This window comes from Hydrogenophaga sp., from assembly GCF_022844385.1.
Classification (GTDB): Bacteria; Pseudomonadota; Gammaproteobacteria; order Burkholderiales; family Burkholderiaceae_C; genus Hydrogenophaga.
Genome location: NZ_JALHLX010000014.1, coordinates 26,535 through 52,963 on the forward strand (window position 1 = coordinate 26,535; position 26,429 = coordinate 52,963).

A 26,429-nucleotide genomic window follows, 5' to 3' on the forward strand; every position below is an offset into this window, starting at 1 on the left:
CATTCATTCATGACCCGAACCCACCTGCCCATGAGTTCCCTGCTGTCTTCCATCGAGTCACCGGCCGATGTGCGCCGCCTGAGCCGCGCGCAACTGCTGCCGCTGGCCGACGAACTGCGCACCTACCTGTTGCAGAGCGTGGCGCGCACCGGTGGCCACCTCAGCTCCAACCTCGGCACCGTCGAGCTCACCCTGGCGCTGCACTACGTGTTCAACACCCCCGAAGACCGCCTCGTGTGGGACGTGGGCCACCAGACCTACCCGCACAAGATCCTGACCGGCCGGCGCGACCGCATGAACACGTTGCGCCAGCTCGGTGGCATCAGTGGTTTCCCGCGCCGCTCGGAGAGCGAGTTCGACACTTTCGGAACGGCCCATTCGTCCACCAGCATCTCGGCGGCGCTCGGCATGGCCATGGGCGCCCGCATCAAAGGCGAGCACCGCAATGCCGTGGCCATCATCGGTGACGGTGCCATGACCGCCGGCATGGCCTTTGAAGCGCTCAACAACGCTGGCGTGGCCGAGGGCCGCCTTCTGGTGGTGCTCAACGACAACGACATGTCGATCTCACCGCCGGTGGGAGCGCTCAACCGCTACCTCGCCCAGCTCATGAGCGGGCAGTTCTACGCTGCAGCGAAAAATGTGGGCAAGACGGTGCTCAAGGGCGCGCCGCCCTTGTTCGAACTGGCCAAGCGGCTCGAAGAGCAGGCCAAGGGCATGGTGGTGCCCGCCACGCTGTTCGAGAAGTTCGGCTTCAACTACATCGGCCCCATCGACGGTCACGACCTGAACTCGCTGATCCCCACGCTGGAGAACATCCGCCACCTGCTGGAGACCGACAGTGGGCCGCAGTTCCTGCACGTGGTGACCAAGAAAGGCCAGGGCTACAAGCTGGCCGAGAACGATCCGATTGCGTACCACGGCCCGGGCACCTTCGATCCTGCGGTGGGCATCGTGAAGTCCACCGCTGTGCCCAAGACCACCTTCACCCAGGTGTTTGGCCAGTGGCTGTGCGACATGGCAGCGGCCGACGAGCGCCTGGTGGGCATCACGCCCGCCATGCGCGAAGGCTCGGGCATGGTCGAATTCGAGCGCCGCTTCCCCAAGCGCTACTTCGACGTGGGCATTGCAGAGCAACACGCCGTGACCTTTGCCGCCGGCCTGGCCTGCGAAGGCCTCAAGCCGGTGGTGGCGATTTACTCCACGTTTCTGCAGCGCGGCTACGACCAGCTCATCCACGACGTGGCCCTGCAGAACCTGCCCATGGTGTTCGCGCTGGACCGCGCTGGTCTGGTGGGGGCCGACGGCGCCACCCACGCCGGTGCCTACGACATCGCCTACCTGCGCTGCATTCCGAACATGGCGATTGCGTGTCCGGCCGATGAGGCCGAGTGCCGCCAGTTGCTCTCCACTGCGCACGCACAGAACCAGCCGGTGGCCGTGCGGTACCCGCGCGGAGCCGGTGTGGGCGCGACCATTCCAGCCAGCCTGGACGGGCTGCCGTTCGGCAAGGGCGAGCTGCGTCGCCAGGGCAAGGGCGTGGCCATCCTGGCCTTCGGCACCTTGCTGCACCCTGCGCTGGCGGCGGCCGTGAAGCTGGGCGCCAGCGTGGCCAACATGCGCTGGGCCAAGCCGCTGGACATTGTCCTGCTGCGTGAACTCGCCCGCACGCACGACGCGCTGGTCACGGTGGAAGAAGGTTGCATTCCCGGCGGCGCGGGAAGCGCTGTGATGGAGGCGTTGCAGGCCGAGGGCCTGCAGGTGCCGGTGCTCACGCTCGGTTTGCCCGACGAGTTCTCCGAGCATGGTGATCCCGCGAAGCTGCTCGCTGCGCTGGGCCTGGACGCTGCCGGCATCGAAGCTTCCATCCGCGCGCGATTCGAATCGCTGCTGCACGCAACACCGGGTCTCAAGGTGGTTGGCTGAGCATTCCAACAAAGCTTGCACGAGGCTGAATGGTCCTGGCGAGGGGCCGTTTTTCGAGGGAAAACCCCCGACTCCTGAGAGGGGGGGGTTCCTACAATTCCGGTTGACTGACCCAGTCTCCAGCCCGCCATGGCGGGTTGGGTGTATCCATACCAACCACGGAGTCAAACAACATGGATCGTCGTTCACTCATCAAGCACGCAGGCATTGCCGGCGTGCTGGCAGCCGGCGCTGCACCCGCAGTGCATGCCCAGGCCGCCATTCGCTGGCGTCTGGCCTCGAGTTTCCCCAAGGCGCTCGACACCATCTACGGTGCGGCAGACGTTTTTGCCAAGAAGGTCGGTGAAATGTCCGGTGGCAAGTTTTCGATCTCGGTGCACCCGGGCGGCGAACTCATGCCCGCCTTCGGTGTGGTGGACGGTGTGCAGGAAGGTACCGTGGAATGCGCGCACACCGCGCCGTACTACTTCTTCGGCAAGGACGACACCTTCGCACTGGACTGCGCCGTTCCCTTCGGCCTCAACAGCCGCCAGATGACCGCGTGGATGTACGAAGGCAACGGCATGAAGCTGTTCCGTGAGTTCTACGAGGGCTACAACATCGTGAACTTCCCGATGGGCAACACCGGTGCCCAAATGGGCGGCTGGTACCGCAAGGAAATCAAGACGCTCAACGACATGAAAGGCCTGAAGATGCGCGTCGGCGGTTTTGCCGGCAAGGTGCTCACCACCATGGGTGCTGTTCCGCAAAACATCCCCGGTGGCGAGATTTACCAGGCGCTGGAAAAGGGCACCATCGACGCCACCGAATGGGTCGGACCGTATGACGACCAGAAGCTCGGTTTCAACAAGGTGGCACCGTTCTACTACTACCCCGGCTGGTGGGAAGGTGGCCCACAGCTCTCGCTGTACGTCAACAACAAGGCCTACGCTGCCCTGTCGCCCGAGAACAAGGCCATTGTGGAATGTGCGGCGGCCATTGCCCACACCACGATGCAGGCCAAGTACGACGCCCTGAACCCCGGCGCACTGAAGCAGCTCGTGGCCTCGGGTACCAAGGTGCTGCCCTTCCCCAAGGCTGTGATGGACGCGGCGTTCAAAAACTCCATGGCGCTCTATGCGGACATCAGCAGCAAGAACGCGAAGTGGAAGAAGATCTACACCGACTACGCGGCTTTCCGCAAGGACCAGAACCTCTGGTTCCGTTTCACCGAAGCCCAGTTCGACCGCTACATGCAAGCGGCCAAGCTGTAATCGGCGAGCACGTCCGACAAAAAGCCCCGCCCAGGCGGGGTTTTTTGCTCGGACCTCCATCGCCACGAGGCGGCCGTCAGCGCCCGTTCAGGCATGGCGCGCTTCGCTTGCTAGACTCGACGGCTTTGTTCGTCACTCCCAACCACCCTGGGAATTTCCATGCTGTTCCTGCTCAAAATCTCACGCCTCATCGACGCGCTCGGTGACCTGATCGGCAAGTCAGCCATGTGGCTGATCCTGGCCGCCACCTTCATCAGTGCGGGCAACGCCATCGTGCGCAAGGTGTTCAACGTCAGCTCCAACGGCCTGCTCGAAATCCAGTGGTACCTCTTCGCCGCGGTTTTCATGCTGGGCGGTGGCTACGCCTTTCTGCGCAACGCCCATGTCCGCATCGACTTCATCTCCGGCAAGTTCAGCCCGCGCACGCGCAACTGGATCGACGTGGCCGGCATCATCATCTTCCTGTTCCCCATGTGCTACATGATGGCCACGCTGGGCTGGCCATTGTTTGAGCGCGCATGGACTTCGGGCGAGATGTCGTCCAACTCGGGTGGCCTGATTCGCTGGCCTGTCTATGGCCTGATTCCCCTGGGCTTCACGCTGCTCTTCGTCCAGGGCATTTCCGAGCTCATCAAGCGCTTTGCCTTTCTCACGGGGAACGGCCCAGACGTGCTCAGCCACTCCGGGCCTTCCGAAGCCGAGTTGCTGGCCGAACAGATCGCCGCCGACGAAAAAGCGCGCCGCGCAGGAGCCGCAACATGATCGAGCTGTTGACCCAGAACTTTGTGCCCGTCATGTTCGCGGGCCTCCTGATTTTTCTGCTGGCGGGTTTTCCGGTGGCGTTCTCTCTGGCCGCCACGGGGCTGTTCTTCGGCTTCATCGGCATGGAGCTGGAGTTGTTTCCCTCCAACCTGTTCCAGGCGCTGCCGTTGAGGGTGTTCGGCATCATGCAGAACGACACCCTGCTGGCCATTCCGTTCTTCACGCTCATGGGCATCATCCTGGAGCGCAGCCGCATGGCCGAGGACCTGCTGGAGACCGTGGGCCAGGTCTTCGGTCCGATTCGCGGTGGCGTGGGCATCGCGGTGGTGTTGGTCGGTGCGCTGCTGGCCGCCACCACCGGTGTGGTGGCAGCGTCCGTGATTTCCATGGGCCTGATCGCCATGCCCATCATGCTGCGCTACGGCTACAACCGAACCATCGCCACCGGCACCATCACCGCGTCGGGCACGCTGGCGCAAGCCTTGCCGCCTTCGCTGGTGCTGATCGTGCTGGCCGACCAGCTGGGCCGCTCGGTGGGCGACATGTATGCCGGTGCCTTGGTGCCCGGCCTGATGCTGGTGGGCCTGTACCTGCTGTTCATCATGGCGGTGGCGTTGGTCAAGCCGGCATGGGTGCCAGCCCTGCCGCCCGAGGCACGCATCTACTCGCAGCCCAACGGGTCCAGCGGGCACAAGTCGCTGATCGCGTTGTTGCTGCTCTGTGGCTTTGCAGGCTTCGGCTGGTCGCAGGTGCACGAGTCGGTGATGAACCCTTGGCTGGGCCGCGAGTTACCGGCACCCGGCGACGAGATCTTCATTCTGTCCATGACCATCTCGGCCTTTCTGGCCCTTGGTCTGGCGCTGATCAACCGTTTGTTCAACCTGGGGCTGCTTTCGCGCCTGACCGAGCGCGTCACCTTTGTGCTGATCCCGCCCCTGGTGCTGATCTTCCTCGTGCTGGGTACGATCTTCCTGGGTGTGGCCACGCCCACCGAAGGTGGCGCCATGGGAGCGTTGGGCGCACTGATCATGGCGGCCGCACGGCGCACACTGTCGTTCAAGCTGCTCCAGCAGGCGCTGGAAAACACGACCAAGCTGGCCATCTTCGTGATGTTCATCCTGATCGGCTCCACCGTCTTCAGCTTCACCTTCAACGCAGCCGATGGCCACATCTGGGTTGAGCACCTGTTCGACAAATTGCCGGGTGGCCAGTTGGGCTTCCTGCTGGTGGTGAACCTGCTGGTGTTTGTTCTGGGCATGTTCATCGACTTCTTCGAGATCGCCTTCATCGTGGTGCCGCTGCTGGTGCCGGTGGCCACCAAGCTGGACATCGACCTGATCTGGTTCGGCATCATCCTGGCCATGAACCTGCAGACCTCGTTCCTGACACCACCGTTCGGGTTTGCGCTGTTCTACCTGCGCAGCGTGGCTGCCCGCAACGACTACGACGACGTGGTCACGGGCAAGCGCATCAAGGCGGTGACCACAGCGCAGATCTACAAGGGTTCGATCGCCTTTATCGTGCTGCAATTGATCATGGTGACCGTGATCGTGCTCAATCCGGGCATCGTCACCGGCAGCCTGGACGCGGCGGTGAAGGTCGACGACGCCACAGTCACCGACATGCTGCGCAACATGCCTGGGCTCGAAGAAGAAGAGCCTGAAGTCACCGAGGAGCCCGGCGCCGAGCCGGCGGCTGAAGGTGATCCTGCGCCCGAGCCTGCTGCAGCCGAAGACGCCGAGCCGGACCCCATGAAGGCGATGGAAGAAGCGCTCAAGAAGACCGAATGACCCTGGCTGGAGTTTGCCGAATGCGCATCGATGTGAAGGTGCTGGATCCGCGCATGGCGGATCAGTTGCCCGCGTACGCCACCGGTGGCAGTGCGGGGCTGGACTTGCGTGCCTGCCTGGACGTGCCACTGACCCTGGCGCCCAACGCCTGGCAACTCGTACCCACCGGGCTGGCCATCCACCTGGCCGACCCGGGCTTTGCAGCCATGATCCTGCCGCGCTCGGGGCTGGGCCACAAACACGGCATCGTGCTGGGCAACCTGGTGGGCCTGATCGACAGCGATTACCAAGGCCAGCTCATGGTGAGCGCCTGGAACCGCAGTGGTGTGCCCTTCACCATCGAGCCCATGGAGCGCATCGCGCAAATGGTGATCGTGCCCGTGGTGCAGGCGCAGTTCAATGTGGTGGACGACTTCGAAGCCGCGAGCGAGCGCGGCGCGGGTGGCTACGGATCCACCGGCCGGGGCTGAAGCGGCCTAGTGCAATGTTCTTGGACCGGGCGGCGTGATGCCCGGGCCTTGCAATTCGTCGGGCTCGTCCACCTGCATGCGGAAGAAGCCGGTGCCCATCGAGCCCTTGCCCACCTCGGCTTCGGTTGCTTCGCGCACCGCGTGCACCTTCATCGAGATGCGCAGCGCAATGCCCGCCAGCGGGTGGTTGCCGTCGAGCACCACGTGCTCGGGGTAGATGTCGCTCACAAAGTACAGGCGGTCGCGGGGTGCAGCGGGGTTGCAGCCGGCGGGCAGGCCTTCAAAGCCCATGCCTTCTTCAAGCTCGTCGGGGAACAGGTGGCGCGGCTCCAGAAAAAGCAGCGTGTCGTCGTAGTCTCCGAAGCCATCGACCGGCTCCAGGTGCAGCTCGATCGTGTCCCCCACCGAGTGGTTGAGCAGACCTTCTTCGATCTTGGCCAGCAGGTCACTGCCGCCCACGAGAAATTCCACGGGTTCTTCGAGCACATCGAGACTCTCGCCCAGCGTGTCCTTCAGGGTCCAGGTGAGCGCCACGACGCATTGTTGGGTGATTTTCATCCGACAATTGTCCCATGTTCAAACCTGAAACCTTCGGGCCGCCGGCCACGGCCGCCGCCACGCAAATCCCTCTGAACCTGTTGGGCGGCTTGTCACCAGCGCAGTTCATGCGCCGCCACTGGCAAAAAAACCCCTTGCTGATCCGCCAGGCCATTCCCGGCTTCCGACCCATCCTGAGCCGTTCGGCGTTGTTCGATCTGGCCAGCCAGGAAACCGTCGAGTCGCGCCTGATCGTGCGCAAGCCACGGGGTTGGGCGCTCAAACAGGGACCGTTCAAGCGCAGCGCGTTGCCGCCATTCAAGCAGTCGGGCTGGACGCTGCTGGTGCAGGGCGTGGACCAGCATGACGACGCGGTGCACGAACTGCTGAAGCGCTTCCGTTTTGTGCCCGATGCGCGGCTGGACGACCTGATGATCTCGTGGGCCAGCGAAGGCGGTGGCGTGGGGCCGCACTTCGACAGCTACGACGTCTTCCTGCTGCAGGCCAGTGGACAGCGCCGCTGGCGCATCGGTCGGCAGAAAGACCTGACGCTGCAGCCCGATGTGCCGCTGAAGATCCTGCAGAACTTCGAGCCCGAGGAAGAGCATGTGCTGGAAGCCGGCGACATGCTCTACCTGCCGCCGCGCTGGGCGCACGACGGTGATGCGCTGGGCGAGGACTGCATGACCTACTCCATCGGCTTTCGCGCGCCACAGCGCGGCGGGCTGGCTGGCGAGCTGCTGCAGCGCATGGCTGACGAGCTCGACGACGAAACGCTGTACCGCGACCCGACCCAAGCCGCCACGGCCCACCCGGGCGCGATGCCCGAAGGGCTGGAAGCGTTCGCGGTGGACGCCCTGCAGCGTCTGCTCGCCGAGCGGCAATCGCTCGCCTGCGCTCTGGGCGAGGTGATGACCGAGCCCAAGCCGCGCATCTTTTTTGACGAGGCACAGGGCCACTGGGTGGCGGGCGCCGTGCGGCTGGACCGTCGCACCCGCATGATGTACGACCCACGTCATGTGTTCATCAATGGTGAGAGTTTTCGCGCCGGCGGCGCCGATGCCCGCCTGATGCAGCGCCTCGCCGATGAGCGTGCGTTGGATGCACGCCAGGTGCAGCGCGCCAGCGAAGGCGCCCAGGCTTTGCTGCAGGATTGGTTCGAGGCCGGATGGCTGCACCTCGTGTGAGGCGGCCCGAGGTTTGTTGATTGTTCACTGAGGACTTCGCCATGACTCAGACCGATACCGCCGGCACGGCTCCGCCAGCCTTGCCCACAGGCCGTCTCCAAGGTCGGCAGGTGTTCGCAGACACCGTGCGCCTGGCGTTCGAGGTCGCCGCTTTGGAAGGCTGGAACCACATCACCCTGAGCGACCCGGACTTTGCCGACTGGCCGCTGGGCGAGCGCGCGGTGGTCGATGCCCTGAACCGCTGGGCGCGCCGCGGGCGCACGCTCAAGATGCTGGCGCGGCACTACGACCAGCTGCGCCTGTTGCACCCGCGGTTTGTGCAGTGGCGCGTGACCTGGTCGCATCTGGTGGAGGCACACGCCTGCGCGGGTGTCGCGGGCGCCGAGTTGCCCAGCGCCATCGGCTCGCCGGTGTGGACGCTGGAGCGGCTGGACCCGCTGCGCAACACGCTGGTGGCCAGCAGGGATGCCGAGCGGCGCGTGGCGCTGCAGGAGCGGGTGAACGAGTGCTGGCTCCGGAGCACGCCGTCGTTTCCCGCGAGCCAGCTCGGGCTGTAAACCCGCCATGAAAAAGGCCGCCCGAAGGCGGCCTTTGCTCTCTGTGCAGTGCCTGCTTATTTCAGGTCGTCAGCCAGCAGCTGCGTGATGCGGCGCGCATTGGCCGACCCCTCTGGCTGGCCTTGCGCACCCAGCACCGAGACGGTGGTGGCGGTGTCCACGCTGCGCACCACGACCTGGTAGCGCTCGGTGGCCGCTTCTTTCTTCGAGCCACCAAACAGCTTGCCGAAGAAGCCGGGTTCCTTGGCGTCGACAACGGGTTCGACATAACGAACGAAGTAAATGCCTTTGGTGCGGTCGCGGTCTTCCACGGTGAAACCGGTGCGGTCCAGCGAGAGACCCACGCGGCGCCAGGCGCGATCGAAGTTGTCCACGAACTGCACCACGGGGACGTTGTTCACCATGGTGACCTTGGCCGCGGCCTGCGCGGGTGCTGAAGCGGTGACCGCCTGGGCCTGCGCTTCGGTCACGCCGAGCTTGACCATCAGGCGGCGCAGGAATTCGGTTTCCAGTTCCACGTCAGCCGGGCGGGGCTGCCAGACGGTCTGGTCTTTGTCCTTGGTGGAGTAGACCTCGACCATGCCGCGGTGGCTGATGTAGACCTCGGTGCCGCCGTTGGCGGTGCGTTCCAGGCGGGTGCGGAAGCGGTCACGTTCACCGGTGGAGTAAAGATTCTCGAACAACCGGCCGATGGTCGAACGGATGAAGTCTTGCGGCAGCTTGGCGCGGTTCTCGGCCCAGTCGGTTTCCATGATGCCCAGCGCTTCCTGGTCGATGTCGAGCAGGAAGCCGTTTTCTTGCCAGAAATCGCGCACAGGGCTCCAGAGCTTGTCGGCCGGGCGGTCGATCACCAGCCAGCGCTGGTTGCCCGCGCGCTCGATGCGCACGTCGCCCACCGTGTTCACCGCGGTGGTGGCGGCGGTGGCTTGGGTCGGCAGCGCGGCCTGGTAGCCGCTGGCTGTCACCGTGGTGCCCGGCACGTTATAGCGCGAGTCGCGGCTGAGTTGGGTCAGGTCGGGCGGCACGTCCAGCGTGCTGCCGCGCTGGGCGCTCTTGTAGTCGATCTTGTCTTCCTGGAGCATGGAGCAGCCCGAGGCGATGAGGGCGGCAGCGGCTACCAGGCCCAGGCGGGACCACGCAGCAGCGCCGGCCCAGGACTGAAGGCGGGAGGTCTGATTCAGAGCGGGAGTGGACATGGGGGAGCTCGGTGGAGACCGGGTATATGGGGTGGACAGAAGAGTGGGTTGGAGTCAGACCAGGCCGCTTTGTTGCAGCGCGCCTTCGACTTGTGGCACCAGATGGCGCGACATGGGGGTGAGCGGAAGACGCATGGTCTCACGGCACAGACCCATGCGGGCCATGGCCCATTTCAGCGGAATCGGGTTGGCTTCGCAGAACAGCTGTTTGTGCACCGGCATCAGGCGGAACTGGATGTCCATGGCGCGTTTCACGTCACCTGCGATGGCGGCCACGCAGAGTTCGTGCATGAGGCGCGGCGCGATGTTGGCGGTGACGCTCACATTGCCCTGTCCGCCGCACAGCATGAGGGCCACCGCAGTCGGGTCATCGCCCGAGTAGATGGCAAAGCCCTTGGGCGCTTCGCGGATCAGCCACTGCGCGCGTTCGATGTTGCCGGTGGCTTCCTTGATCCCGACGATGCCGGGCACCTGGGCCAGGCGCAGGACGGTCTCGTGGTGCATGTCGGCCACGCTGCGGCCGGGCACGTTGTAGAGCACGGTGGGCAGGTCGCCCACGGCTTCGGCAATCGCCTTGAAATGCTGGTACTGGCCTTCTTGCGTGGGCTTGTTGTAGTAGGGCACGACCTGCAGCTGGCAGTCGGCGCCCACGCTCTGCGCGAAGCGTGCGAGTTCGATGGCTTCGCGGGTGGAGTTGGCGCCGCAGCCGGCCATGATGGGCACGCGCTTGTCACCGTGCGTCTTGGCCTGCTCGACCGACACACGGATGATTTCGCAGTGCTCTTCCACCGTGACGGTGGGCGACTCGCCGGTGGTGCCGACCACGCCGATGCAGTCGGTGCCTTCGGTGATGTGCCAGTCGATGAGTTTGCGCAGGGTGGGGTAGTCCACGCTGCCGTCTTCATGCAGGGGGGTGGCCAGGGCCACGATGCTGCCGGTGATGGTGTTCATTGCTGCAGGCTCAAATGGGGCGCTTTTGGGGACCCGGCCCCGCAGGGCGCGGCATCTCGCGCGAATCGTGCATTCTACCCAGTGGCATCCAGCGGATACCGGGGCGGCGAGTCGGGTGTCCCCGGGTGTTTTCGCACCGCCGCAATGCGCTGCACGAAGCGCTCGGGCCGGTCGCAGAAGCCGTCTTCGTAAGCCACCACGTGCAGACCCTCGCGGGCCTTCAGAAGTTCACCGGGTTGCAGCAGGAAGTCGGGCCGTGAGGGCTTGCCCACGCTCTCGTTGCCCATGGCAAAGGTTTCGTAAATCAACACGCCGCCCGGCGCCACACTGCGCGTGATCACGGGCAGCAGCGCACGCCAGAGGTAGTTGGTCACCACCACCGCGTCGAAGGTCTCGCCTTCAAACGGCCAGGGGCCGTTTTCGATGTCGGCCAGCACAGCGCGGCCGAAGGGCTTCACAGCCTCGATCGCTTCAGTCGATCGGTCGACTCCGGTGACTGGGTGGCCGCGTTGTGCGAACCACTTCAGGTGCCGGCCCTGGCCGCAGGCCACATCCAGCACCGATCCGCCCGGTTCTACGAGCTGCGCCCAGCGTTGCACCCAGGCCGATGGCGCCTCCGTGCCGTGCATCAGAAACAGCTCCACAGCTGATCGGCCAGGTTCACCAGAAAGCCCGGCTGGTTGTAGAGCGTGAGCGTGCCCAGCAGGATGGCGATGACGCCCATCCACACCAGGGCGCGCTGCCAGAGGCGAGCCGCCGCACGGCCGCCCGAAGGCGGCTCAGCCCCCTCGGGGGGCAGCGACCCGCGCAGCGGCGGAGAGTGGGGGTCCAGATTCACGCCGCGGCTCCCATGCGCTGCGGGGCGCGCTCGATCGGTGTCTCGCGCACCGGCAGGTTGATCAAGCCGGCAAACACGCCCAGCGCGATCGAGATGACCCAGACGATGTCGTAGCTCCCGGTGCGGTCGTACAGCACGCCGCCCAGCCACACGCCCATGAAGCTGCCGATCTGGTGGCTGAAGAACACGAAACCCCCCAGCATGGACATGTGGGCCACGCCGAAGATCTGCGCCACCACCGCGTTGGTGGGCGGAATGGTGGAGAGCCACAGCAGGCCCATGACGCTGGCGAACACGTACACGCTCATGGGCGTGAGCGGCACGATCAGGAAGATGGCGATCACCACGGCGCGCGCGAAGTAGATGAACGACAGGATGTGCCGCTTGGCCATGCGCTGGCCGAGGGCGCCGGCCGCGTAGGTGCCGAACACGTTGAAGAGCCCGATGAGCGCCAGCGCGTAGCTCGCGACCTGCGGCGACAGGCCGTTGTCTTTCAGATAGCTCGGCATGTGCACGCCGATGAACACCACCTGGAAGCCGCACACAAAATAGCCGGCCATGAGCAACTGGAAGCTGCGGTAGCGGAAGGCCTCGCGCAGCGCTTGCAGAATGGTTTGTTCACGCGCTGGCGCCTTGCCGCCACCAAAACCCGGCTCACGCAGGCCCCAGGCCAGCGGCACGATCAACAACACCGCCGCGCTCAGGAACAACAGCGCCTCTTGCCAGCCGAAGCTGCTGATCAGCCAGCCTTCCACCGGCACCATGAGGAACTGCCCGAAGGAGCCCGCCGCTGCGGCCACACCCATGGCCCAGGAGCGCTTGTCGGCCGAGATCTGCCGCCCGATCACGCCATAGATCACGGCGTAGGTGGTGCCGGCCTGCGCGGCGCCGATCAGCACGCCGGCGGTGAGCGCAAAGGTCATGGGCGTGGTGGTCAGGGCCATGCCGATGAGGCCCAGGCCGTAGAGCACCGCACCGCCGATCAGCACACGAAACGCGCCAAAGCGGTCGGCCGCCATGCCGGCAAAGATGCCGAACACGCCCCAGGAGAGGTTTTGAACAGCCAGCGCAAAAGCGAAGTTCTCGCGGGTCCAGTCTTGTGCCTGGGTGATCGGTTGCAGCCACAGGCCGAAGCCATGGCGGATGCCCATGGAGAGCGTGACGATGAGGGCGCCGCAGGCGAGAACCTGAAAGGTCGAGAGCTGGGCGCGGGTGGGTGGGGCAGAAGACATCCGGCGACTGTAGCGAAGAAGACCGGCCTTGACCTGTCGCCGCCGGAGCGGGCTCTTGATATCGGCTCGGCCGATTGATGCCGGGCAGGCATGGAAGCCGACCGTGCGGGCGGATATCTGTATCTTCATACAGTCTTTGAGGGTTCCGGTGCTTACAATCCGCCCCCATGGCAACCCAAACTCCCCCCGTGTATTCCGAAGGCTCGATCCGCGTTCTCAAGGGCCTGGAGCCGGTCAAGCAGCGCCCGGGCATGTACACCCGCACCGACAACCCGCTGCACATCATTCAAGAGGTGCTCGACAACGCGGCCGACGAGGCCCTGGCCGGGCACGGCAAAAAGATCAAGGTCACGCTGCACACCGACAGCTCGGTGAGCGTGGACGACGACGGCCGTGGCATCCCGTTCGGCCTGCACCCCGAAGAAAAAGCGCCCGTGGTCGAACTCGTGTTCACCCGGCTGCACGCGGGCGGCAAGTTCGACAAGGGCAAGGGCGGCGCCTACAGCTTCTCGGGTGGCCTGCACGGCGTGGGCGTGAGCGTGACCAACGCACTCTCGACCCGGCTGGAGGTGACCAGCTACCGCGAAGGCCAGGTGGCGAGGCTGGCGTTCTCGGCTGGTGACGTGATCGAGGCACTGGTCATCACGCCGAAGGGCGAAGGCGACCGCAAGCAGGGCACCACGGTGCGCGCCTGGCCCGACCCCAAGTACTTTGAATCCGCCGTGTTGCCCATGGCCGAACTCACCCACCTGCTGCGCAGCAAGGCGGTGCTGATGCCCGGCGTGACAGTGACCCTGGTGAACGAGAAGACCAAGGACATCCAGACCTGGCTCTACAAAGGCGGCCTGCGCGACTACTTGCAGCAGACGCTCAACGGCGAACCGGTGATTCCGTTGTTCGAGGGCGAAGGCTTTGCGGACAGTGGGCACGAGAGCTTTGCCGAAGGCGAGGGCGCCGCCTGGTGCGTGGCTTTCACCGAAGACGGCCAGCCGGTGCGCGAGAGTTATGTGAACCTGATCCCCACCAGCGCGGGCGGCACGCACGAAAGCGGTTTGCGCGACGGCCTGTTCCAGGCGGTCAAAGGCTTCATCGAGCTGCACGCGCTCCTGCCCAAAGGTGTGAAGTTATTGCCCGAAGACGTGTTTGCGCGCGCCTCGTATGTGCTTTCCGCCAAGGTGCTCGACCCGCAGTTCCAGGGCCAGATCAAGGAACGCCTGAACTCGCGTGACGCGGTGCGCCTGGTGGGCAGCTTCGTGCGCCCCACGCTGGAGCTCTGGCTCAACCAGCACGTGGACTACGGCAAGAAGCTCGCCGAACTCGCCATCAAGGCCGCGCAGTTTCGCCAGAAGGCGGGCCAGAAGGTGGAGAAGCGCAAGGGCTCCGGCGTGGCGGTGTTGCCCGGCAAGCTCACCGATTGCGAAAGCAAGGACCTCGCTCACAACGAGGTGTTTCTGGTCGAGGGCGACTCGGCCGGCGGCAGCGCCAAGATGGGCCGCGACAAAGAGTGCCAGGCCGTGCTGCCGCTGCGTGGCAAGGTTCTCAACACCTGGGAGGTCGAGCGCGACCGCCTGTTTGCCAACAACGAGATCCACGACATCTCGGTGGCCATCGGTGTCGATCCGCACGGCCCGAACGACACGCCCGACCTGAGCGGTCTGCGCTACGGCAAGGTCTGCATCCTGTCCGATGCCGACGTGGATGGCTCGCACATCCAGGTACTGCTGCTCACGCTGTTCTTTCGCCATTTCCCCAAACTCATCGAAGCCGGCCACGTGTTCGTGGCGCGCCCGCCGCTGTTCCGGGTCGATGTGCCCGCGCGCGGCAAGAAGCCTGCGCTCAAGCAATACGCGCTGGACGACGGCGAGCTGCACGCCATTCTCGACAAGGCCGAGAAGGATGGCGTGGCACGCGACAAGTGCCAGATCAGCCGCTTCAAGGGTCTGGGTGAAATGAACGCCGAACAGCTGTGGGACACCACCCTCAACCCCGACACGCGCCGCCTCATGCCGGTGGTGCTGGGCGCGATCAACTTCGCGGACACCGAAGCCCTCATCACCAAGCTCATGGGCAAGGGCGAAGCCGCCTCGCGCCGCGAGCTCATGGAACTGCACGGCGACTCGGTCGACGTGGACATCTGACCCCTTTTAGAACCGACGCATGTCCGACATCCTGAATCCCGAACTGCCCTTGTCCGAACCGGACGACGGCCTGAACCTGGCGAACTACGCGCAGCGCGCCTATCTCGAATACGCGCTCTCTGTGGTGAAGGGCCGCGCATTGCCCGACGTGTGCGACGGCCAGAAGCCGGTGCAGCGGCGCATCCTCTACAGCATGGACCGCATGGGCCTGGGTTTCAGCGGTCCCAACAACAACACGGCCGCGCGGCCGGTGAAGAGTGCGCGTGTGGTCGGTGATGTGCTCGGCCGCTTTCACCCGCACGGCGACCAGGCGGCCTACGACGCGCTGGTGCGCATGGCGCAAGACTTCGCGCAGCGCTACCCGCTGATCGATGGCCAGGGCAACTTCGGTTCGCGCGACGGCGACGGCGCTGCGGCCATGCGCTACACCGAAGCGCGGCTGGCCAAAATCACCACGCTGCTGCTCGACGAGATCGACGAAGGCACGGTGGACTTTGTGCCCAACTACGACGGCTCCACGGTGGAGCCCAAGCAGTTGCCCGCGCGCCTGCCGTTCAACCTGCTCAACGGCGCCTCCGGTATCGCCGTGGGCCTGGCCACCGAGATCCCCAGCCACAACCTGCGCGAAGTGGCCGACGCCTGCGTGGCGCTGATCAAGAGCCCCAAGCTCACCGACGACGAGTTGTTCGCCATCCTGCCCGGGCCCGACTACCCCGGTGGCGGCCAGATCATCAGCCCGGCGGGCGACATCGTCGACGCCTACCGCACCGGACGCGGCAGCCTCAAGGTGCGCGCGCGCTGGAAGATCGAAGACCTCGCGCGCGGCCAGTGGCAACTGGTGGTGACCGAGTTGCCACCGGGCGTGAGCACGCAGCGCGTGCTGGAAGAAATTGAAGAGCTCACCAACCCCAAGGTGAAGACCGGCAAGAAGGCGCTGACGCAAGAACAGACGCAACTCAAGGCCAGCATCCTCATGGTGCTCGACGGCGTGCGCGACGAGTCGAGCAAGGACGCACCGGTGCGCCTCTTGTTCGAGCCCAAGAGCAGCCGCATCGGGCAGCAGGAACTCATCACCGCGCTGCTTGCGCACACCAGCCTGGAAAGCTCCACACCGATCAACCTCACCATGATCGGGATCGATGGCCGGCCAACGCAGAAGTCGCTGCGGCAGATGCTCAACGAGTGGATCGAATTCCGCCAGAGCACCATCACCCGCCGTTCGCAGCACCGCCTGACCAAGGTGCTGGACCGTATCCACATCCTCGAAGGCCGGCAGCTGGTGCTGCTCAACATCGACGAGGTGATCGCGATCATTCGCCAGGCCGACGATCCCAAGGCCGCGCTGATCGAACGCTTCAGATTGAGCGACCGGCAGGCCGAAGACATTCTTGAAATTCGCCTGCGCCAGCTCGCGCGCCTGGAAGCCATCAAGATCGAGCAAGAGCTCAAGTCGTTGAAAGAAGAGCAGGGCAAGCTCGAAGACATCCTCGGCAACCCCGGCAGCCTCAAGCGCCTGATGGTGAAAGAGATCGAAGCGGATGCCAAGACCTTCGCCGACGCGCGCCGCACGCTGATCCAGACCGAGAAAAAGGCCGTGGCCGAGATCAAGGTGGTGGACGAGCCGGTGACGGTGGTGGTGTCCAGCAAAGGCTGGGTGCGCGCACGCACCGGCCATGGCCACGAGGCCGGCAGCTTCGCGTTCAAGGCGGGCGACGGCCTGTACGGCACGTTTGAGTGCCGCACGGTGGACACGATGATCGTGTTCGGCAGCAACGGACGTGTGTACAGCGTGCCGGTGGCCAGCCTGCCCGGTGCGCGTGGCGATGGCCAGCCCATCACCACGCTGATCGAGCTGGAGACCGGCACGCAGCCGCTGCACTACTTCGCCGGCCCGGCGAATGCCGCGCTGCTGTTGAGCAACACGGGTGGCTACGGCTTCCTGGCCACGGTGGAGAACATGGTCTCGCGCCAGCGCGGCGGCAAGACCTTCCTGAACCTCGGCGAAGGCGAAACGCCTTGCGTGCCGTCGCACGCCGCGTTCACGTCGGGCGGCCAACCGCTGAACGCCGCCACCCACGTGTGCTGCGCCTCCACGGGCGGTCGCATCCTCACTTTCGAGATCGGCGAACTCAAGCTGATGGAGAAGGGCGGCCGTGGCCTGATGTTGATCGACCTGGAGCCCAAGGACACGCTGGCCGGTGCGGCGGCCTACACCCGCAGCGTGAAGATCGAAGGCATCGGTCGTGGCGGCAAGGAACGCGACGAAACGCTGGAGATCCGCAGCCTGAACAACGCCCGTGCCGCACGCGGCCGCAAAGGCAAAGCCGCAGACCTGGGCTTCAAGCCCAACCGCGTGACACGGGTGGAATGAACATGGACAACAGCGAACTCACCGGCGTGGTGATTGCGGCAGCGCTGGCGGTGCTGGCGTTTGGGGTCACTCGCTTTGCTGTGCGGCACTTTGCGCGGCGCCGAGCCGCCAAGGATCAAGTGGCAGAACAAGCGACCCAGAGCCGTCAGGTGCGGCGTGCCAGCGAGCGCAGGAAGCGGTAAGTCCCGTTCGAGCGAAGTGACCCCCACCAGGGGCAGCGAGGGTCCGGCTCCGCCGGCCCCAGATGCCGCCCCCCCTTCAGGGGGGAGCGCCGTGAGGCGCGCGGGGGGTCACCCCAGTGCGGGGGTCAACCGAGCTCTGCGATCAGCTCGATTTCCACACAAGCGCCCATGGGCAGCTGCGCCACACCAAATGCGCTGCGCGCGTGCGCACCCACCGGACCGAACACCTGGCCGAGCAGTTCGCTGCAGCCGTTGGTCACCAGGTGCTGCTCGGTGTAGGTGGCGGTGGAATTCACCAGGCTGAGCACCTTGACGATGCGCTTGACGTCATCGAGCGTTTTGCCCGCGGCCAGGCAGGCGGCTGCCAGGGTGCCGAGCAAGTCGATGGCCACGGCGCGGGCGGCGGGCTTGGCTTCGTCGGTGGTCATGGTCAGGCCGAGCTGGCCGACCCAGGGCTTGCCGTCCTGGCGCGCAATGTGGCCGCTCAGAAAAATGAGGTTGCCGGTCTGCACGAAGGGCACGTAGGCGGCGGCGGGTACCGAGACGGGCGGCAGGACGATGCCGAGTTGGGACAGCTTGTCGTAAATGCTCATGGGGAATGCTCCAGAAGGATGAGCGACCCATTCTAATGACGGCCCTTGCATCGGGCAGTCGGCGCAAGACTCAGGCTTTGGAGCCTGTCTCCTGCGCTTCGAGCACTTTCAATTCGTCGGGCGGCGCGACGGTCACCGCGACCTGCAGGGTGTGGTCGGCACCACTCTGGATGACCCCACGCATGGGGGAGACGTCGCCGAAATCGCGGCCGGTGGCCAGCGTCACGTAGTCTTCGCCCGGGCTGCCCCAGCCGCAGCGGTTGTTGGTGGGATCGAAGTCGAACCAGGCGCCGCTGGACTCGGTCTCGTCGTCCGATTCGCTCACGATCGGCACGTACACGGACACCCAGGCGTGCGAGGCATCAGCGCCGATCAGGCGCACCTTGCCGGGTGCCGGTCGCGTGAGCAAATAGCCGCTCACGTAGCGCGCCGGCAAGCCCAGCGTGCGCAGGCAGCCGAGCATGATGTGCGCGAAGTCCTGGCACACACCCTTGCCCTGGGCAAGGGCTTCGAGCGCGGGGGTGTTCACTTCGGTGCTGGCGGTCTCGTAGGTCAGGTCGGTGTGTATCCGCTCCATCAGCGCCTGCGCCGCTGCCAGCGCGGGCAGGCCGGGTTTGAACGCCGGACGGGCGAATGCAGCAAACGCGTCGTCTCGCGGCACGTAGGGCGACGCAAACAGGAATTCGGCGGCGGGGTCGAACGGTGCGTTGGCCCGGTAGCGGAAATGCTCGCGCACGCGCTCCCAGGTCATGGTGCGCCAGGGTGGGGTCTGGGGCAGCGGCTGGTGGGCGCTGGTCTCGACCAGGCTGTCGGCCTCCACCGTGAGCACGCTGTGGGTGGACTGCAGTGAAAAGAACGTGCGCTGGTTGCCGAACACGTCGGTGGTCTGGCTGCGCGCAGCCGGCATGGGGTCGATCCGCAACTCGTTGTTGATCAGGCGCTGGTGTGGCGTGTCCAGCGGACACAGGTGCACCATGTGCTGCGCCAGGTCGATCGAGCCGTGGTAGCGGTAACGGGTGCGGTGGAGGATGCGCAGGAGCATGTCAGGACCTCCGCCGGGCCGTCCCAAGGAGGGCCAGCGCCCCCTCGGGGGGCAGCGACGACACGAAGTGCGGAGCGTGGGGGCTCATGTTGTCAGGACCTCCGCCGGGCCGTCCCAAGGAGGGCCAGCGCCCCCTCGGGGGGCAGCGACGACACGAAGTGCGGAGCGTGGGGGCTCATGTTGCTAGGCACCCAGGGACTGGTTGCGCAGATCTGCATGGCTGAAATGCAGGCGGCTGAGTTCGTTGGAGAGCTCCACCGCCGCCAGTTCGCAGCCGTCCAGCAGTTCGGCGAGATCGCTCCAGGTGCGCAGGCCTTCGGGGCTGCGTTGCCAGTTGCTCAGGTCGGGCAGCACCCAGGTGTCCGGGTTGGGCAGGGCCTCGGCCAGCACCGCGTCTTGTGGTGTGGCGCTGCTGGCCAGCTTGGCCAGGCGCGAGCGCAGCGTCTGCACCACCCAGGCCAGCGATCGCGGATTGTCGCGATCCATCACTAGCAGGTCGATGAGCGCCACCATGTCGCGCCGTTGCTGGTACTGGGCATGGAAGGTGATGGTGCTGTCGAACAACGCGATGACCGCTTCAAAGCCGGCCTGGTCGTGCACACAGCCGTGCTCGAGCGCCAGTGACAGCGAGCGCGAGAGTGTGACGAGCCGTTCGATGTGGCGGCCCATGGAGAGCAGGCGCCAGCCGTCGTCGCGCACCATGCGGTCGGTCTGTGAACCGGTGATGGCGGCCAGCAGTTCGCTGGCGTTCTGCAGCGCCGTCAGGGCTTCGGCGGTGGCGTATTCGGCGTCGGTGGACAAGGCGGCGCAGTCGCGCGCAAAACAGGTTTCGGTGCGCTCGATCAGGTGCCAGTGTTCTTGCGACAGGCGTTCGCGCACCTGCGAGGCGGCGGCCTTGAGCGCACGCAGGTTGAAGCCCACGCTGTGCGACTTGGCGAACAGCGGATCGGAGGCTTTGGGCGAGAGCGCCGCCATGAGGCTGCGCGCGAACACGCGCGGCGATGCGGTGGCAGTCGGCGCTTCGGAAATCACCAGCGAGTTTTCGGTGGCGGTGGCCGTGAGCCAGGCCATGAGGGGTCGCGAGTTGGGCTCTTCGCCACCGAGGTGATTGAGCACGATCTGCGCGAGGCGGATGCTGTTTTCAGCGCGCTCGGTGTAGCGGCCGAGCCAGAACAGGTTTTCGGCCGCGCGGCTGGTCACGGGTTGTTTTTGCTGCGCCAGCGCCAGCGTGCTGGGAGCCGATTGCAGCAGGCTGGTGTGGTCCACCGGGCCGTCGGTGAGCACCCAGCAGTCGGCGCTGCTGCCGCCACGCTGCATGGCGGCAATGAGTTCACCGCGGGGCGCCAGGCGCACCAGTCCGCCAGGAAGCACGCGCCACGAGCCTGCGCCATCGGCCAGTGCAAACACGCGCAGCATGGCCGACCGGGGCATCAGTCGTTCGCCCGACCAGGTGGGCGTTTGTGAGAGTGGCAGCCACGACTGCACGGTGTAGTGATCGGGGTGGCGCGCCATGCGGCCGGACCATTCATCCAGCTCGCGTTCGCTCAGGCTTTGACCCATGGCGGTTTCAAGGCCGGAGCGCGGGTAGGTCGGTTTGATCACGCTGCCCTTGATGAGTGGCAGCACTTCGCGCAGCGCAGCGTCTTCGCCGCACCACCAGGTGGCCAGCGAGGGCATGGCGAGCTCTTCGCCCAGCAGGTGGCGGCTGATGGCGGGGAGAAAACCGAGCAGGGCGCTGGATTCGAGCGGGGCAGAACCCGGCGTGTTGGCCAGCACCAGGTTGCCGGCGCGCAGCACCTGCAGCAGGCCGGGCACGCCGAGCCGCGAGTCGGAGCGCAGTTCCAGCGGGTCCAGCCACTCGTCGTCCAGCCGTTTGATGAGCGCATGCACCGGCTCCAGGCCGCTGAGTGTCTTCAGGTAGAGGCGCTGGTCGCGCACGGTGAGGTCGTTGCCTTCCACCAGGGTGAGGCCGAGGTACCGCGCCAGGTAGGCGTGTTCAAAGTAAGTTTCGTTGTAGGGACCGGGCGTGAGCAGGGCGATGCGCGCGTTCTCGCCTTCGGGGCACATGCGTTTGATGCCGTCCATGAGCGCGCGGTAGCTGGCAGCCAGGCGCTGCACCTTCATGCCGGCAAAGGCCTTGGGAAACTGGCGCGCGATCGCGATGCGGTTCTCCAGCAGGTAACCCAGGCCCGACGGCGCCTGCGTGCGCTGGCCCACCACCCACCAGCGGCCGTCGGGCCCGTGGGCCAGGTCGAAGCCGACGATGTGCAGCCAGGTGTCGCCCGGCGGTTTCACGCCCTGCATCGATCGCAGATAACCCGGGTGGCCTTGCACGAGCGCGGCGGGGAGCAGCGCGCGCTTGAGCAGTTCGCGTTCGCCGTAGAGGTCGCCCATGATGGCGTTGAGCAGGCGGGTGCGTTGCAGCACGCCGGTCTCGATCTGTGCCCAGTCTTGCGGGTTGACCAGCATCGGGAACAGGTCGAGCGCCCAGGGGCGCTGCAGGCCGGCCGACGCGTCGGCGTAAACGTTGTAGGTGACGCCGTTGTCGCGGATCTGGCGCTGGAGGTTGTCGTTGCGCCGGCTCAGGTCGGCCAGGCCGTCGGTGCCGATGTGTTCGAAGAAGCTGTCCCAGGCGGGAGCCAACGTGTCGCCGGCGGACTTGCCGCCGGCACGCAGTTCGTCGCGGTGGCCCGGGTCGGCGGGGACCGACAAGGACAAAGCCCAGTCGCCGGGGTTGTCGGGACTGAGCTCGTCAAACAGGGAGTCGGAGGCGTCGTTGTTCACTGCACCCGAGTATGCCCGCCGACCTGCAGGCGGCACTGCGCAGGGGTCACCGCCTTGTTGCTTCCGTCACACAAGGGGTTTCACCCGGCGAACGGTCAGTACCGCAGGTCCAGTGTGGCTGGGAACTCCCGGCTGCTGCTGGCGGGCTTCACATCCATATGGCCGGGGGTGTGCCCCATCTGGAAGAAGCGCGACATGCGACGGCTCTCGGCCTCGTAGGCGTTGATCGGGAAGGTGTCGTAGTTGCGGCCGCCCGGATGCGCCACGTGGTACTGGCAGCCGCCCATGGAACGCTTCATCCAGGTGTCGACGATGTCGAAGGTGAGCGGCGCGTGCGAGGGAATCGAGGGGTGCAGCGCCGACGGCGGGCTCCACGCCTTGTAGCGCACGCCGGCCACATATTCGCCGGCGGTGCCGGTGGTCTGCATCGGGATGGCGCGGCCGTTGCAGGTGATCACGTGGCGGCTGTCGTTCCAGCCCTTCACGCGCACCTCGATGCGTTCCAGCGACGAGTCCACATAACGCACGGTGCCGCCCGGCGCGCCTTCTTCGCCCATCACGTGCCAGGGCTCCAGCGCGCTGCGCAGGGTGAGTTCGATGCCGCGCGCGGCCACCTGGCCCACCATGGGGAAGCGGAATTCGAAGTGCGGGTCGAACCAGGCCATGTCGAATTTGTAGCCAAAGTCGGCCAGGTCGGTGAGCACGTCTTCGAAGTCCATGCGCACGTAGGTGGGCAGCAGGTAGCGGTCGTGCAGCTCGGTGCCCCAGCGGGTGAGGCGCCCATGCCAGGGCTTCTGCCAGAAGCGCGAGACCAGGGCGCGCAGCAGCAGCTGCTGGGCAATGCTCATGCGCGCGTGCGGCGGCATTTCAAACGCGCGCAGCTCCAGCAGGCCCAGGCGGCCCGTGGGCGTGTCGGGCGAATAGAGCTTGTCGATGCAGAACTCGCTGCGGTGCGTGTTGCCGGTCACGTCGATCAGGATGTTGCGCAGCGTGCGGTCGACCATCCACGGCGGCATGTGGTCGCCGTGGGTGGTGCGGTTCTTCTCGATCTGTGCCAGCGCTATCTCCAGCTCGTACAGCTGGTCGTTGCGCGCTTCGTCCACGCGCGGTGCCTGGCTGGTCGGACCGATGAAGAGGCCGCTGAACAGATACGACAGCGAAGGGTGGTTGTGCCAGTAGGCAATGAGGCTGCCGAGCAGCTCGGGCTTGCGCAGGAATGGCGAGTCCGCTGGCGTGGCGCCTCCCATCACGAAGTGGTTGCCTCCGCCAGTGCCGGTGTGGCGGCCGTCGGTCATGAACTTCTCGGCGCACAGCTTGGTCTGGTGCGCGGCCTCGTACAGGAACTCGGTGTGCTCCACCAGCTCGCCCCAGGTGTGGGCCGGGTGGATGTTGACCTCCACCACGCCCGGGTCGGGGGTGATCTGCAGCATCTTCAGGCGCGGGTCGCGCGGTGGCGGGTAGCCTTCGAGCACGATGGTCATGCCCAGTCGCTCGGCCGTGGCTTCCACCGCGGCCAGCAAGTCGAGGTAGTCCTCCAGGTGCGCCATGGGCGGCATGAAGACGTAAATGTGCTGGATCTTGCCGCCGCCGGCCTTTTCGGCCTTGGGGCCGTTCGAGCGGTGCGGGTCGCGGGCCTCCACGCAGAGCGCGGTGCGGGTGAGCCAGGCGGCCGATTCGGCACGCTGCGGGAAACGGGCCGACAAGGCTTGCGCCGGTGCTGCACCGGGGCCGGGCTGGCCGGCGCGCAGGCCTTGCACGGTTTCGGCGTCGGGGTCAAAGTCCATGCCCTGCATGGAGACCGTGCCACCTTCGGCAAAACCACCGCCCACCTGGTGCGGCGAGACCTGGTGCTTCACAGCCGCGCCACGCGGCAGCGGGTCGCGTGCGGTGTGTGGGTCCTGCTCGATGTGGTACGGGTAGTCACCGGCCGACACCCAGGGCAGCGAGTCCAGCGGCAGGCGGTAGCCCATGGGCGAATCGCCCGGCACGAGGTACATGCGCTCGTCGCGGAAGAACCAGGGACCGGTGGACCACACGGTGCCCGAGACGCGCGCATAGTTGCTCTTGCCGTTGTTGGACAGGGCGCCATGGGGGCCCGAGGCCTGCAGCGGCAGCACGTAACCGACCGTGGCCTCCAGGCCCTGCGTGAACACGCGGCGCAGGCGCGCGCGCTCCAGTTCGTCGTCGAGCTTGGCGTCGAACGGGTCCACGTTGACCGGCAGACGGCGCTCGCGCCAGAGGTAGTACCAGGTGTCCTCGAAGCCGGGCGTGATGTATTGCGTGGACAGGCCCAGCTTGCGGGCCAGCGCCTGCGTGAAGCGGCGCGCATCGTCGGCGGTGTAGTGTTTGTCGTCGCGCTCGTCGGCCAGCAACGCGGGGTTGTTCCAGATGGTTTCGCCGTCGGCGCGCCAGAACATCGAGAGTGCCCAGCGGGGCAGCTGCTCGCCCGGGTACCACTTGCCCTGGCCCATGTGCACGAAGCCGCCCGCGCCGTATTCCACCCGCAGGCGGTTGAGCAGTTCGGTGGCGTAACCGCGCTTGGTCGGGCCGAGCGCGTCGGTGTTCCATTCGCCCGCGTCGCGGTCGCTGGTGGCGACAAATGTCGGCTCACCACCCATGGTCAGGCGCACGTCGTGTTTCTGCAGGTCCACGTCGACCTTCTCGCCCAGGGCCACCACGCCGGCCCACTGGTCGTCGGTATAAGGCAAGGTCACGCGGGGCGATTCGTAGACCCGGGTCACGCCCATGTGGTGGCTGAACTCCACCTCGCACTTGTCCATGGCGCCTTCCACCGGCGCAGCGCTGGAGGGCTGCGGTGTGCAGGCCAGCGGAATGTGGCCTTCACCCGCGAGCAGGCCGGAGGTCGGGTCCAGACCGATCCAGCCGGCGCCGGGCAGGAACACCTCGCACCAGGCGTGCAGGTCGGTGAAGTCCTGTTCGGGGCCGTTGGGGCCGTCGACCGATTTCACGTCGCTTTTGAGCTGGATCAGGTAGCCCGACACAAAGCGCGCGGCCAGGCCCATGTGGCGCAGGATCTGCACCAGCAGCCAGCCGGTGTCGCGGCACGAACCGCTGCCCAGCTTGAGCGTCTCTTCGGGCGCCTGCACACCGGGCTCCATGCGGATGGTGTACGCAATCGCGTGCTGCAGTTTCTGGTTCACATCGACCAGAAAGTCGATCGTGCGTCGTTCCGTGCGGTCCACCGTGGCCAGATACGCCTTGAGCAGGGGCGTCACGGGGGCGGTGACCAGGTAGGGCGCGAGTTCCTTCTTTTGTTCCTCGTCGTAGCTGAACGGGAAGTTCTCCGCGCGCGGCTCGAGGAAAAAGTCGAACGGGTTGTAGACCGCCATTTCCACCACCAGGTCGATCGTGACCTTGAACTCGGTGGTGGGCTCGGGGAAGACCAGGCGGGCCTGGTAGTTGGCAAACGGGTCCTGCTGCCAGTTGATGAAATGGCCTTCGGGCTCGATGCGCTGGGAGTACGACAGCACTTTGGTGCGGCTGTGTGGCGCAGGCCGCAGACGGACCACCTGGGGACCGAGCTTGACCAGCCGGTCGTATCGATAATGTGTGATGTGGCTCAGGGCGACATGAATGGCCATGTGGGGGCTTTCAACGGGGAGGAAACAATGAATCGTCAGGCAAAGGCTTGGCCGTGCTCGCTGGGACTCATCCTAGCAAGTCTTGCGCCACAGAACGATGACGCCATCGCATGCACCGCATTTGCAGCGGTGTTCAAAGTGCTTCGCTGACGATGCGGTGGGCTGGGTTGGCTGGCCTGCCCGGCTGGGTGCTGGGCGTGGCGCTGCAGTTGCAGCAAGCGGTGTTGTGGCCGTGGTGGGCCTACGCCTTGTTGCTTTGCGGTGGCCTGGCCCTGGCCGTGGGGGTTTGGCGCTTGCGCCCTACGCGGGCCGCGTGGCTCGGTGCCTTGCTTGCAGGTGTGCTGGTCGGATCCGGCCTCACCGGAGCGCGCGCGGCGCACTTTGCCAGCCAGGCACTGGCGCCTGACCTGCAGGGTGTGGACATCGCCATCACCGGACGCATTGCGTCGCTGCCCCAGCGTCTGGCGCAGGGTGAGCGGTTCGAGTTCATCGTCGAGAAGGCCACGCGCGCCAGTGGGCCGGTGACGCTGCCCGAACGCATCCAGCTGGGTTGGTACGCCGGTTTTGCGCCAGCTGCCGACGCCTCACTGTGGGAGCTTTCACCCAAGGCGCCGGCCCTGCGAGCGGGCGACCGCTGGCACTTCACTGTGCGCCTGCGCAGCCCCCACGGTCTGTCGAACCCCCATGGTTTTGACCGCGAACGCTGGCTCTGGGAGCAGGGCATTCAGGCCACCGGCTACGTGAGGAACGGGCCGCGCGACCCAGCGCCCCAGCGGCTGGGTTCCACCTGGTACCACCCACTGGACGCCCTGCGCCAAAGCGTGAGCGAGCGCATCGACGAGCGCGTGAGCGATCCCCGCAGTGGTGGTGTGCTGGCCGCGCTGGTGGTGGGCGACCAGTCCGCCATCGTGGGGTGAGGTAAAAGAGTTGCTCGCTACAAAGTTAAATGAAATCAACAAGCTAGCGAACTAATTGGCTTGGGCCTGATAAAAAAGTCGTTCGCTTCGCTAAAAGCTTG

At 65.9% G+C, this 26,429-nt stretch carries 21 protein-coding genes; 11 read left to right on the plus strand and 10 right to left on the minus strand.

The genetic code is table 11. The features are described from left to right. The first annotated feature begins 30 nt into the window (after window positions 1-30). The 5 genes from dxs (at window position 31) to dut (ending at window position 6,201) form a co-directional block, all read left to right on the plus strand. On the plus strand, window positions 31-1,926 hold the full coding sequence (gene dxs, locus Q0C59_RS04815) for a 1-deoxy-D-xylulose-5-phosphate synthase (RefSeq protein WP_291212449.1): 1,896 nt from the start codon (window positions 31-33) through the stop codon (window positions 1,924-1,926). A 173-nt stretch (window positions 1,927-2,099) separates the two neighbouring features. Then, window positions 2,100-3,179, plus strand: coding sequence for a TRAP transporter substrate-binding protein (locus Q0C59_RS04820; RefSeq protein ID WP_291212451.1), 1,080 nt, complete (start codon window positions 2,100-2,102; stop codon window positions 3,177-3,179). A 159-nt stretch (window positions 3,180-3,338) separates the two neighbouring features. Next, window positions 3,339-3,941: a TRAP transporter small permease subunit gene (locus tag Q0C59_RS04825; protein WP_291212454.1), complete on the plus strand. Its 603-nt coding sequence runs from the start codon at window positions 3,339-3,341 to the stop codon at window positions 3,939-3,941. Further along, window positions 3,938-5,731 (plus strand): TRAP transporter large permease subunit, encoded by a 1,794-nt coding sequence (locus Q0C59_RS04830; RefSeq protein ID WP_291212457.1) that lies wholly within the window; start codon window positions 3,938-3,940, stop codon window positions 5,729-5,731. Before Q0C59_RS04825 ends, Q0C59_RS04830 begins: the two co-directional genes overlap by 4 nt. A gap of 20 nt (window positions 5,732-5,751) precedes the next feature. Further along, on the plus strand, window positions 5,752-6,201 hold the full coding sequence (gene dut, locus Q0C59_RS04835) for a dUTP diphosphatase (RefSeq protein WP_291212459.1): 450 nt from the start codon (window positions 5,752-5,754) through the stop codon (window positions 6,199-6,201). A 6-nt stretch (window positions 6,202-6,207) separates the two neighbouring features. On the opposite strand, the gene Q0C59_RS04840 is transcribed toward dut, so the two are convergent. Beyond that, entirely contained in the window at window positions 6,208-6,759 is a 552-nt protein-coding gene (locus Q0C59_RS04840) for a peptidylprolyl isomerase (RefSeq protein ID WP_291212462.1), read from the minus strand. A 14-nt stretch (window positions 6,760-6,773) separates the two neighbouring features. Here Q0C59_RS04840 and Q0C59_RS04845 point away from each other — a divergent pair, with 14 nt between their 5' ends. After that, window positions 6,774-7,925 (plus strand): JmjC domain-containing protein, encoded by a 1,152-nt coding sequence (locus Q0C59_RS04845; RefSeq protein WP_291212466.1) that lies wholly within the window; start codon window positions 6,774-6,776, stop codon window positions 7,923-7,925. Window positions 7,926-7,966: 41 nt separating this feature from the next. Next, window positions 7,967-8,482 (plus strand): hypothetical protein, encoded by a 516-nt coding sequence (locus tag Q0C59_RS04850; protein ID WP_291212469.1) that lies wholly within the window; start codon window positions 7,967-7,969, stop codon window positions 8,480-8,482. Between the two features lie 56 nt (window positions 8,483-8,538). On the opposite strand, the gene bamC is transcribed toward Q0C59_RS04850, so the two are convergent. The 5 genes from bamC to Q0C59_RS04875 all read right to left on the minus strand — a co-directional run bounded on the left by bamC (window position 8,539) and on the right by Q0C59_RS04875 (window position 12,699). Then, window positions 8,539-9,678 (minus strand): outer membrane protein assembly factor BamC, encoded by a 1,140-nt coding sequence (gene bamC / locus Q0C59_RS04855; RefSeq protein ID WP_291212472.1) that lies wholly within the window; start codon window positions 9,676-9,678, stop codon window positions 8,539-8,541. A gap of 54 nt (window positions 9,679-9,732) precedes the next feature. Next, the gene (dapA, locus tag Q0C59_RS04860; RefSeq protein WP_069045783.1) at window positions 9,733-10,629 is read right to left on the minus strand and encodes a 4-hydroxy-tetrahydrodipicolinate synthase; all 897 of its coding nucleotides are present in this window, start codon (window positions 10,627-10,629) and stop codon (window positions 9,733-9,735) included. A gap of 74 nt (window positions 10,630-10,703) precedes the next feature. Further along, window positions 10,704-11,258: a bifunctional 2-polyprenyl-6-hydroxyphenol methylase/3-demethylubiquinol 3-O-methyltransferase UbiG gene (locus tag Q0C59_RS04865; protein WP_291212478.1), complete on the minus strand. Its 555-nt coding sequence runs from the start codon at window positions 11,256-11,258 to the stop codon at window positions 10,704-10,706. Further along, window positions 11,258-11,467 (minus strand): hypothetical protein, encoded by a 210-nt coding sequence (locus Q0C59_RS04870; RefSeq protein WP_291212481.1) that lies wholly within the window; start codon window positions 11,465-11,467, stop codon window positions 11,258-11,260. Before Q0C59_RS04870 ends, Q0C59_RS04865 begins: the two co-directional genes overlap by 1 nt. Further along, window positions 11,464-12,699, minus strand: coding sequence for an MFS transporter (locus Q0C59_RS04875; RefSeq protein ID WP_291212483.1), 1,236 nt, complete (start codon window positions 12,697-12,699; stop codon window positions 11,464-11,466). The genes Q0C59_RS04870 and Q0C59_RS04875 overlap by 4 nt, the downstream gene beginning before the upstream one ends. Before the next feature lie 167 nt (window positions 12,700-12,866). Here Q0C59_RS04875 and Q0C59_RS04880 point away from each other — a divergent pair, with 167 nt between their 5' ends. Genes Q0C59_RS04880 through Q0C59_RS04890 form a run of 3 tightly spaced genes read left to right on the plus strand, consistent with a single transcriptional unit; the run spans window position 12,867 to window position 17,390 of the window. Next, window positions 12,867-14,837, plus strand: coding sequence for a DNA topoisomerase IV subunit B (locus Q0C59_RS04880; RefSeq protein ID WP_291212486.1), 1,971 nt, complete (start codon window positions 12,867-12,869; stop codon window positions 14,835-14,837). Window positions 14,838-14,856: 19 nt separating this feature from the next. Next, the gene (parC, locus tag Q0C59_RS04885; protein WP_291212488.1) at window positions 14,857-17,208 is read left to right on the plus strand and encodes a DNA topoisomerase IV subunit A; all 2,352 of its coding nucleotides are present in this window, start codon (window positions 14,857-14,859) and stop codon (window positions 17,206-17,208) included. A gap of 2 nt (window positions 17,209-17,210) precedes the next feature. Continuing rightward, window positions 17,211-17,390 carry a hypothetical protein gene (locus tag Q0C59_RS04890; RefSeq protein WP_291212491.1) on the plus strand — a complete coding sequence of 60 codons (180 nt, stop codon included), beginning with the start codon at window positions 17,211-17,213 and terminating at the stop codon, window positions 17,388-17,390. 125 nt (window positions 17,391-17,515) lie between these two features. Here Q0C59_RS04890 and Q0C59_RS04895 read toward each other — a convergent pair whose 3' ends face one another. The 4 genes from Q0C59_RS04895 to Q0C59_RS04910 all read right to left on the minus strand — a co-directional run bounded on the left by Q0C59_RS04895 (window position 17,516) and on the right by Q0C59_RS04910 (window position 25,411). Next, window positions 17,516-17,983: a RidA family protein gene (locus Q0C59_RS04895; RefSeq protein ID WP_291212494.1), complete on the minus strand. Its 468-nt coding sequence runs from the start codon at window positions 17,981-17,983 to the stop codon at window positions 17,516-17,518. Between the two features lie 70 nt (window positions 17,984-18,053). After that, window positions 18,054-19,025: a transglutaminase family protein gene (locus tag Q0C59_RS04900; RefSeq protein ID WP_291212497.1), complete on the minus strand. Its 972-nt coding sequence runs from the start codon at window positions 19,023-19,025 to the stop codon at window positions 18,054-18,056. 183 nt (window positions 19,026-19,208) lie between these two features. Then, on the minus strand, window positions 19,209-21,809 hold the full coding sequence (locus tag Q0C59_RS04905; protein WP_291212499.1) for a circularly permuted type 2 ATP-grasp protein: 2,601 nt from the start codon (window positions 21,807-21,809) through the stop codon (window positions 19,209-19,211). A gap of 95 nt (window positions 21,810-21,904) precedes the next feature. Next, window positions 21,905-25,411 (minus strand): DUF2126 domain-containing protein, encoded by a 3,507-nt coding sequence (locus Q0C59_RS04910; RefSeq protein ID WP_291212502.1) that lies wholly within the window; start codon window positions 25,409-25,411, stop codon window positions 21,905-21,907. Window positions 25,412-25,521: 110 nt separating this feature from the next. Here Q0C59_RS04910 and Q0C59_RS04915 point away from each other — a divergent pair, with 110 nt between their 5' ends. Beyond that, window positions 25,522-26,328, plus strand: coding sequence for a ComEC/Rec2 family competence protein (locus tag Q0C59_RS04915; RefSeq protein WP_291212505.1), 807 nt, complete (start codon window positions 25,522-25,524; stop codon window positions 26,326-26,328). Window positions 26,329-26,429 lie beyond the last annotated feature (101 nt).

Excerpts from the sequence above, each read along its gene's own strand:
- Q0C59_RS04875 (WP_291212483.1), bottom strand. The coding sequence starts at position 12,699 with ATGTCTTCTGCCCCACCCACCCGCGCCCAGCTCTCGACCTTTCAGGTT.
- Q0C59_RS04820 (WP_291212451.1), top strand. The coding sequence starts at position 2,100 with ATGGATCGTCGTTCACTCATCAAGCACGCAGGCATTGCCGGCGTGCTG.
- Q0C59_RS04825 (WP_291212454.1), top strand. The coding sequence starts at position 3,339 with ATGCTGTTCCTGCTCAAAATCTCACGCCTCATCGACGCGCTCGGTGAC.
- Q0C59_RS04845 (WP_291212466.1), top strand. The coding sequence starts at position 6,774 with ATGTTCAAACCTGAAACCTTCGGGCCGCCGGCCACGGCCGCCGCCACG.
- Q0C59_RS04915 (WP_291212505.1), top strand. The coding sequence starts at position 25,522 with ATGCACCGCATTTGCAGCGGTGTTCAAAGTGCTTCGCTGACGATGCGG.
- Q0C59_RS04900 (WP_291212497.1), bottom strand. The coding sequence starts at position 19,025 with ATGCTCCTGCGCATCCTCCACCGCACCCGTTACCGCTACCACGGCTCG.
- parC (WP_291212488.1), top strand. The coding sequence starts at position 14,857 with ATGTCCGACATCCTGAATCCCGAACTGCCCTTGTCCGAACCGGACGAC.
- dapA (WP_069045783.1), bottom strand. The coding sequence starts at position 10,629 with ATGAACACCATCACCGGCAGCATCGTGGCCCTGGCCACCCCCCTGCAT.
- Q0C59_RS04840 (WP_291212462.1), bottom strand. The coding sequence starts at position 6,759 with ATGAAAATCACCCAACAATGCGTCGTGGCGCTCACCTGGACCCTGAAG.
- Q0C59_RS04865 (WP_291212478.1), bottom strand. The coding sequence starts at position 11,258 with ATGCACGGCACGGAGGCGCCATCGGCCTGGGTGCAACGCTGGGCGCAG.
- Q0C59_RS04830 (WP_291212457.1), top strand. The coding sequence starts at position 3,938 with ATGATCGAGCTGTTGACCCAGAACTTTGTGCCCGTCATGTTCGCGGGC.
- Q0C59_RS04850 (WP_291212469.1), top strand. The coding sequence starts at position 7,967 with ATGACTCAGACCGATACCGCCGGCACGGCTCCGCCAGCCTTGCCCACA.
- Q0C59_RS04890 (WP_291212491.1), top strand. The coding sequence starts at position 17,211 with ATGGACAACAGCGAACTCACCGGCGTGGTGATTGCGGCAGCGCTGGCG.
- Q0C59_RS04895 (WP_291212494.1), bottom strand. The coding sequence starts at position 17,983 with ATGAGCATTTACGACAAGCTGTCCCAACTCGGCATCGTCCTGCCGCCC.
- dxs (WP_291212449.1), top strand. The coding sequence starts at position 31 with ATGAGTTCCCTGCTGTCTTCCATCGAGTCACCGGCCGATGTGCGCCGC.
- Q0C59_RS04910 (WP_291212502.1), bottom strand. The coding sequence starts at position 25,411 with ATGGCCATTCATGTCGCCCTGAGCCACATCACACATTATCGATACGAC.
- bamC (WP_291212472.1), bottom strand. The coding sequence starts at position 9,678 with ATGTCCACTCCCGCTCTGAATCAGACCTCCCGCCTTCAGTCCTGGGCC.
- dut (WP_291212459.1), top strand. The coding sequence starts at position 5,752 with ATGCGCATCGATGTGAAGGTGCTGGATCCGCGCATGGCGGATCAGTTG.
- Q0C59_RS04880 (WP_291212486.1), top strand. The coding sequence starts at position 12,867 with ATGGCAACCCAAACTCCCCCCGTGTATTCCGAAGGCTCGATCCGCGTT.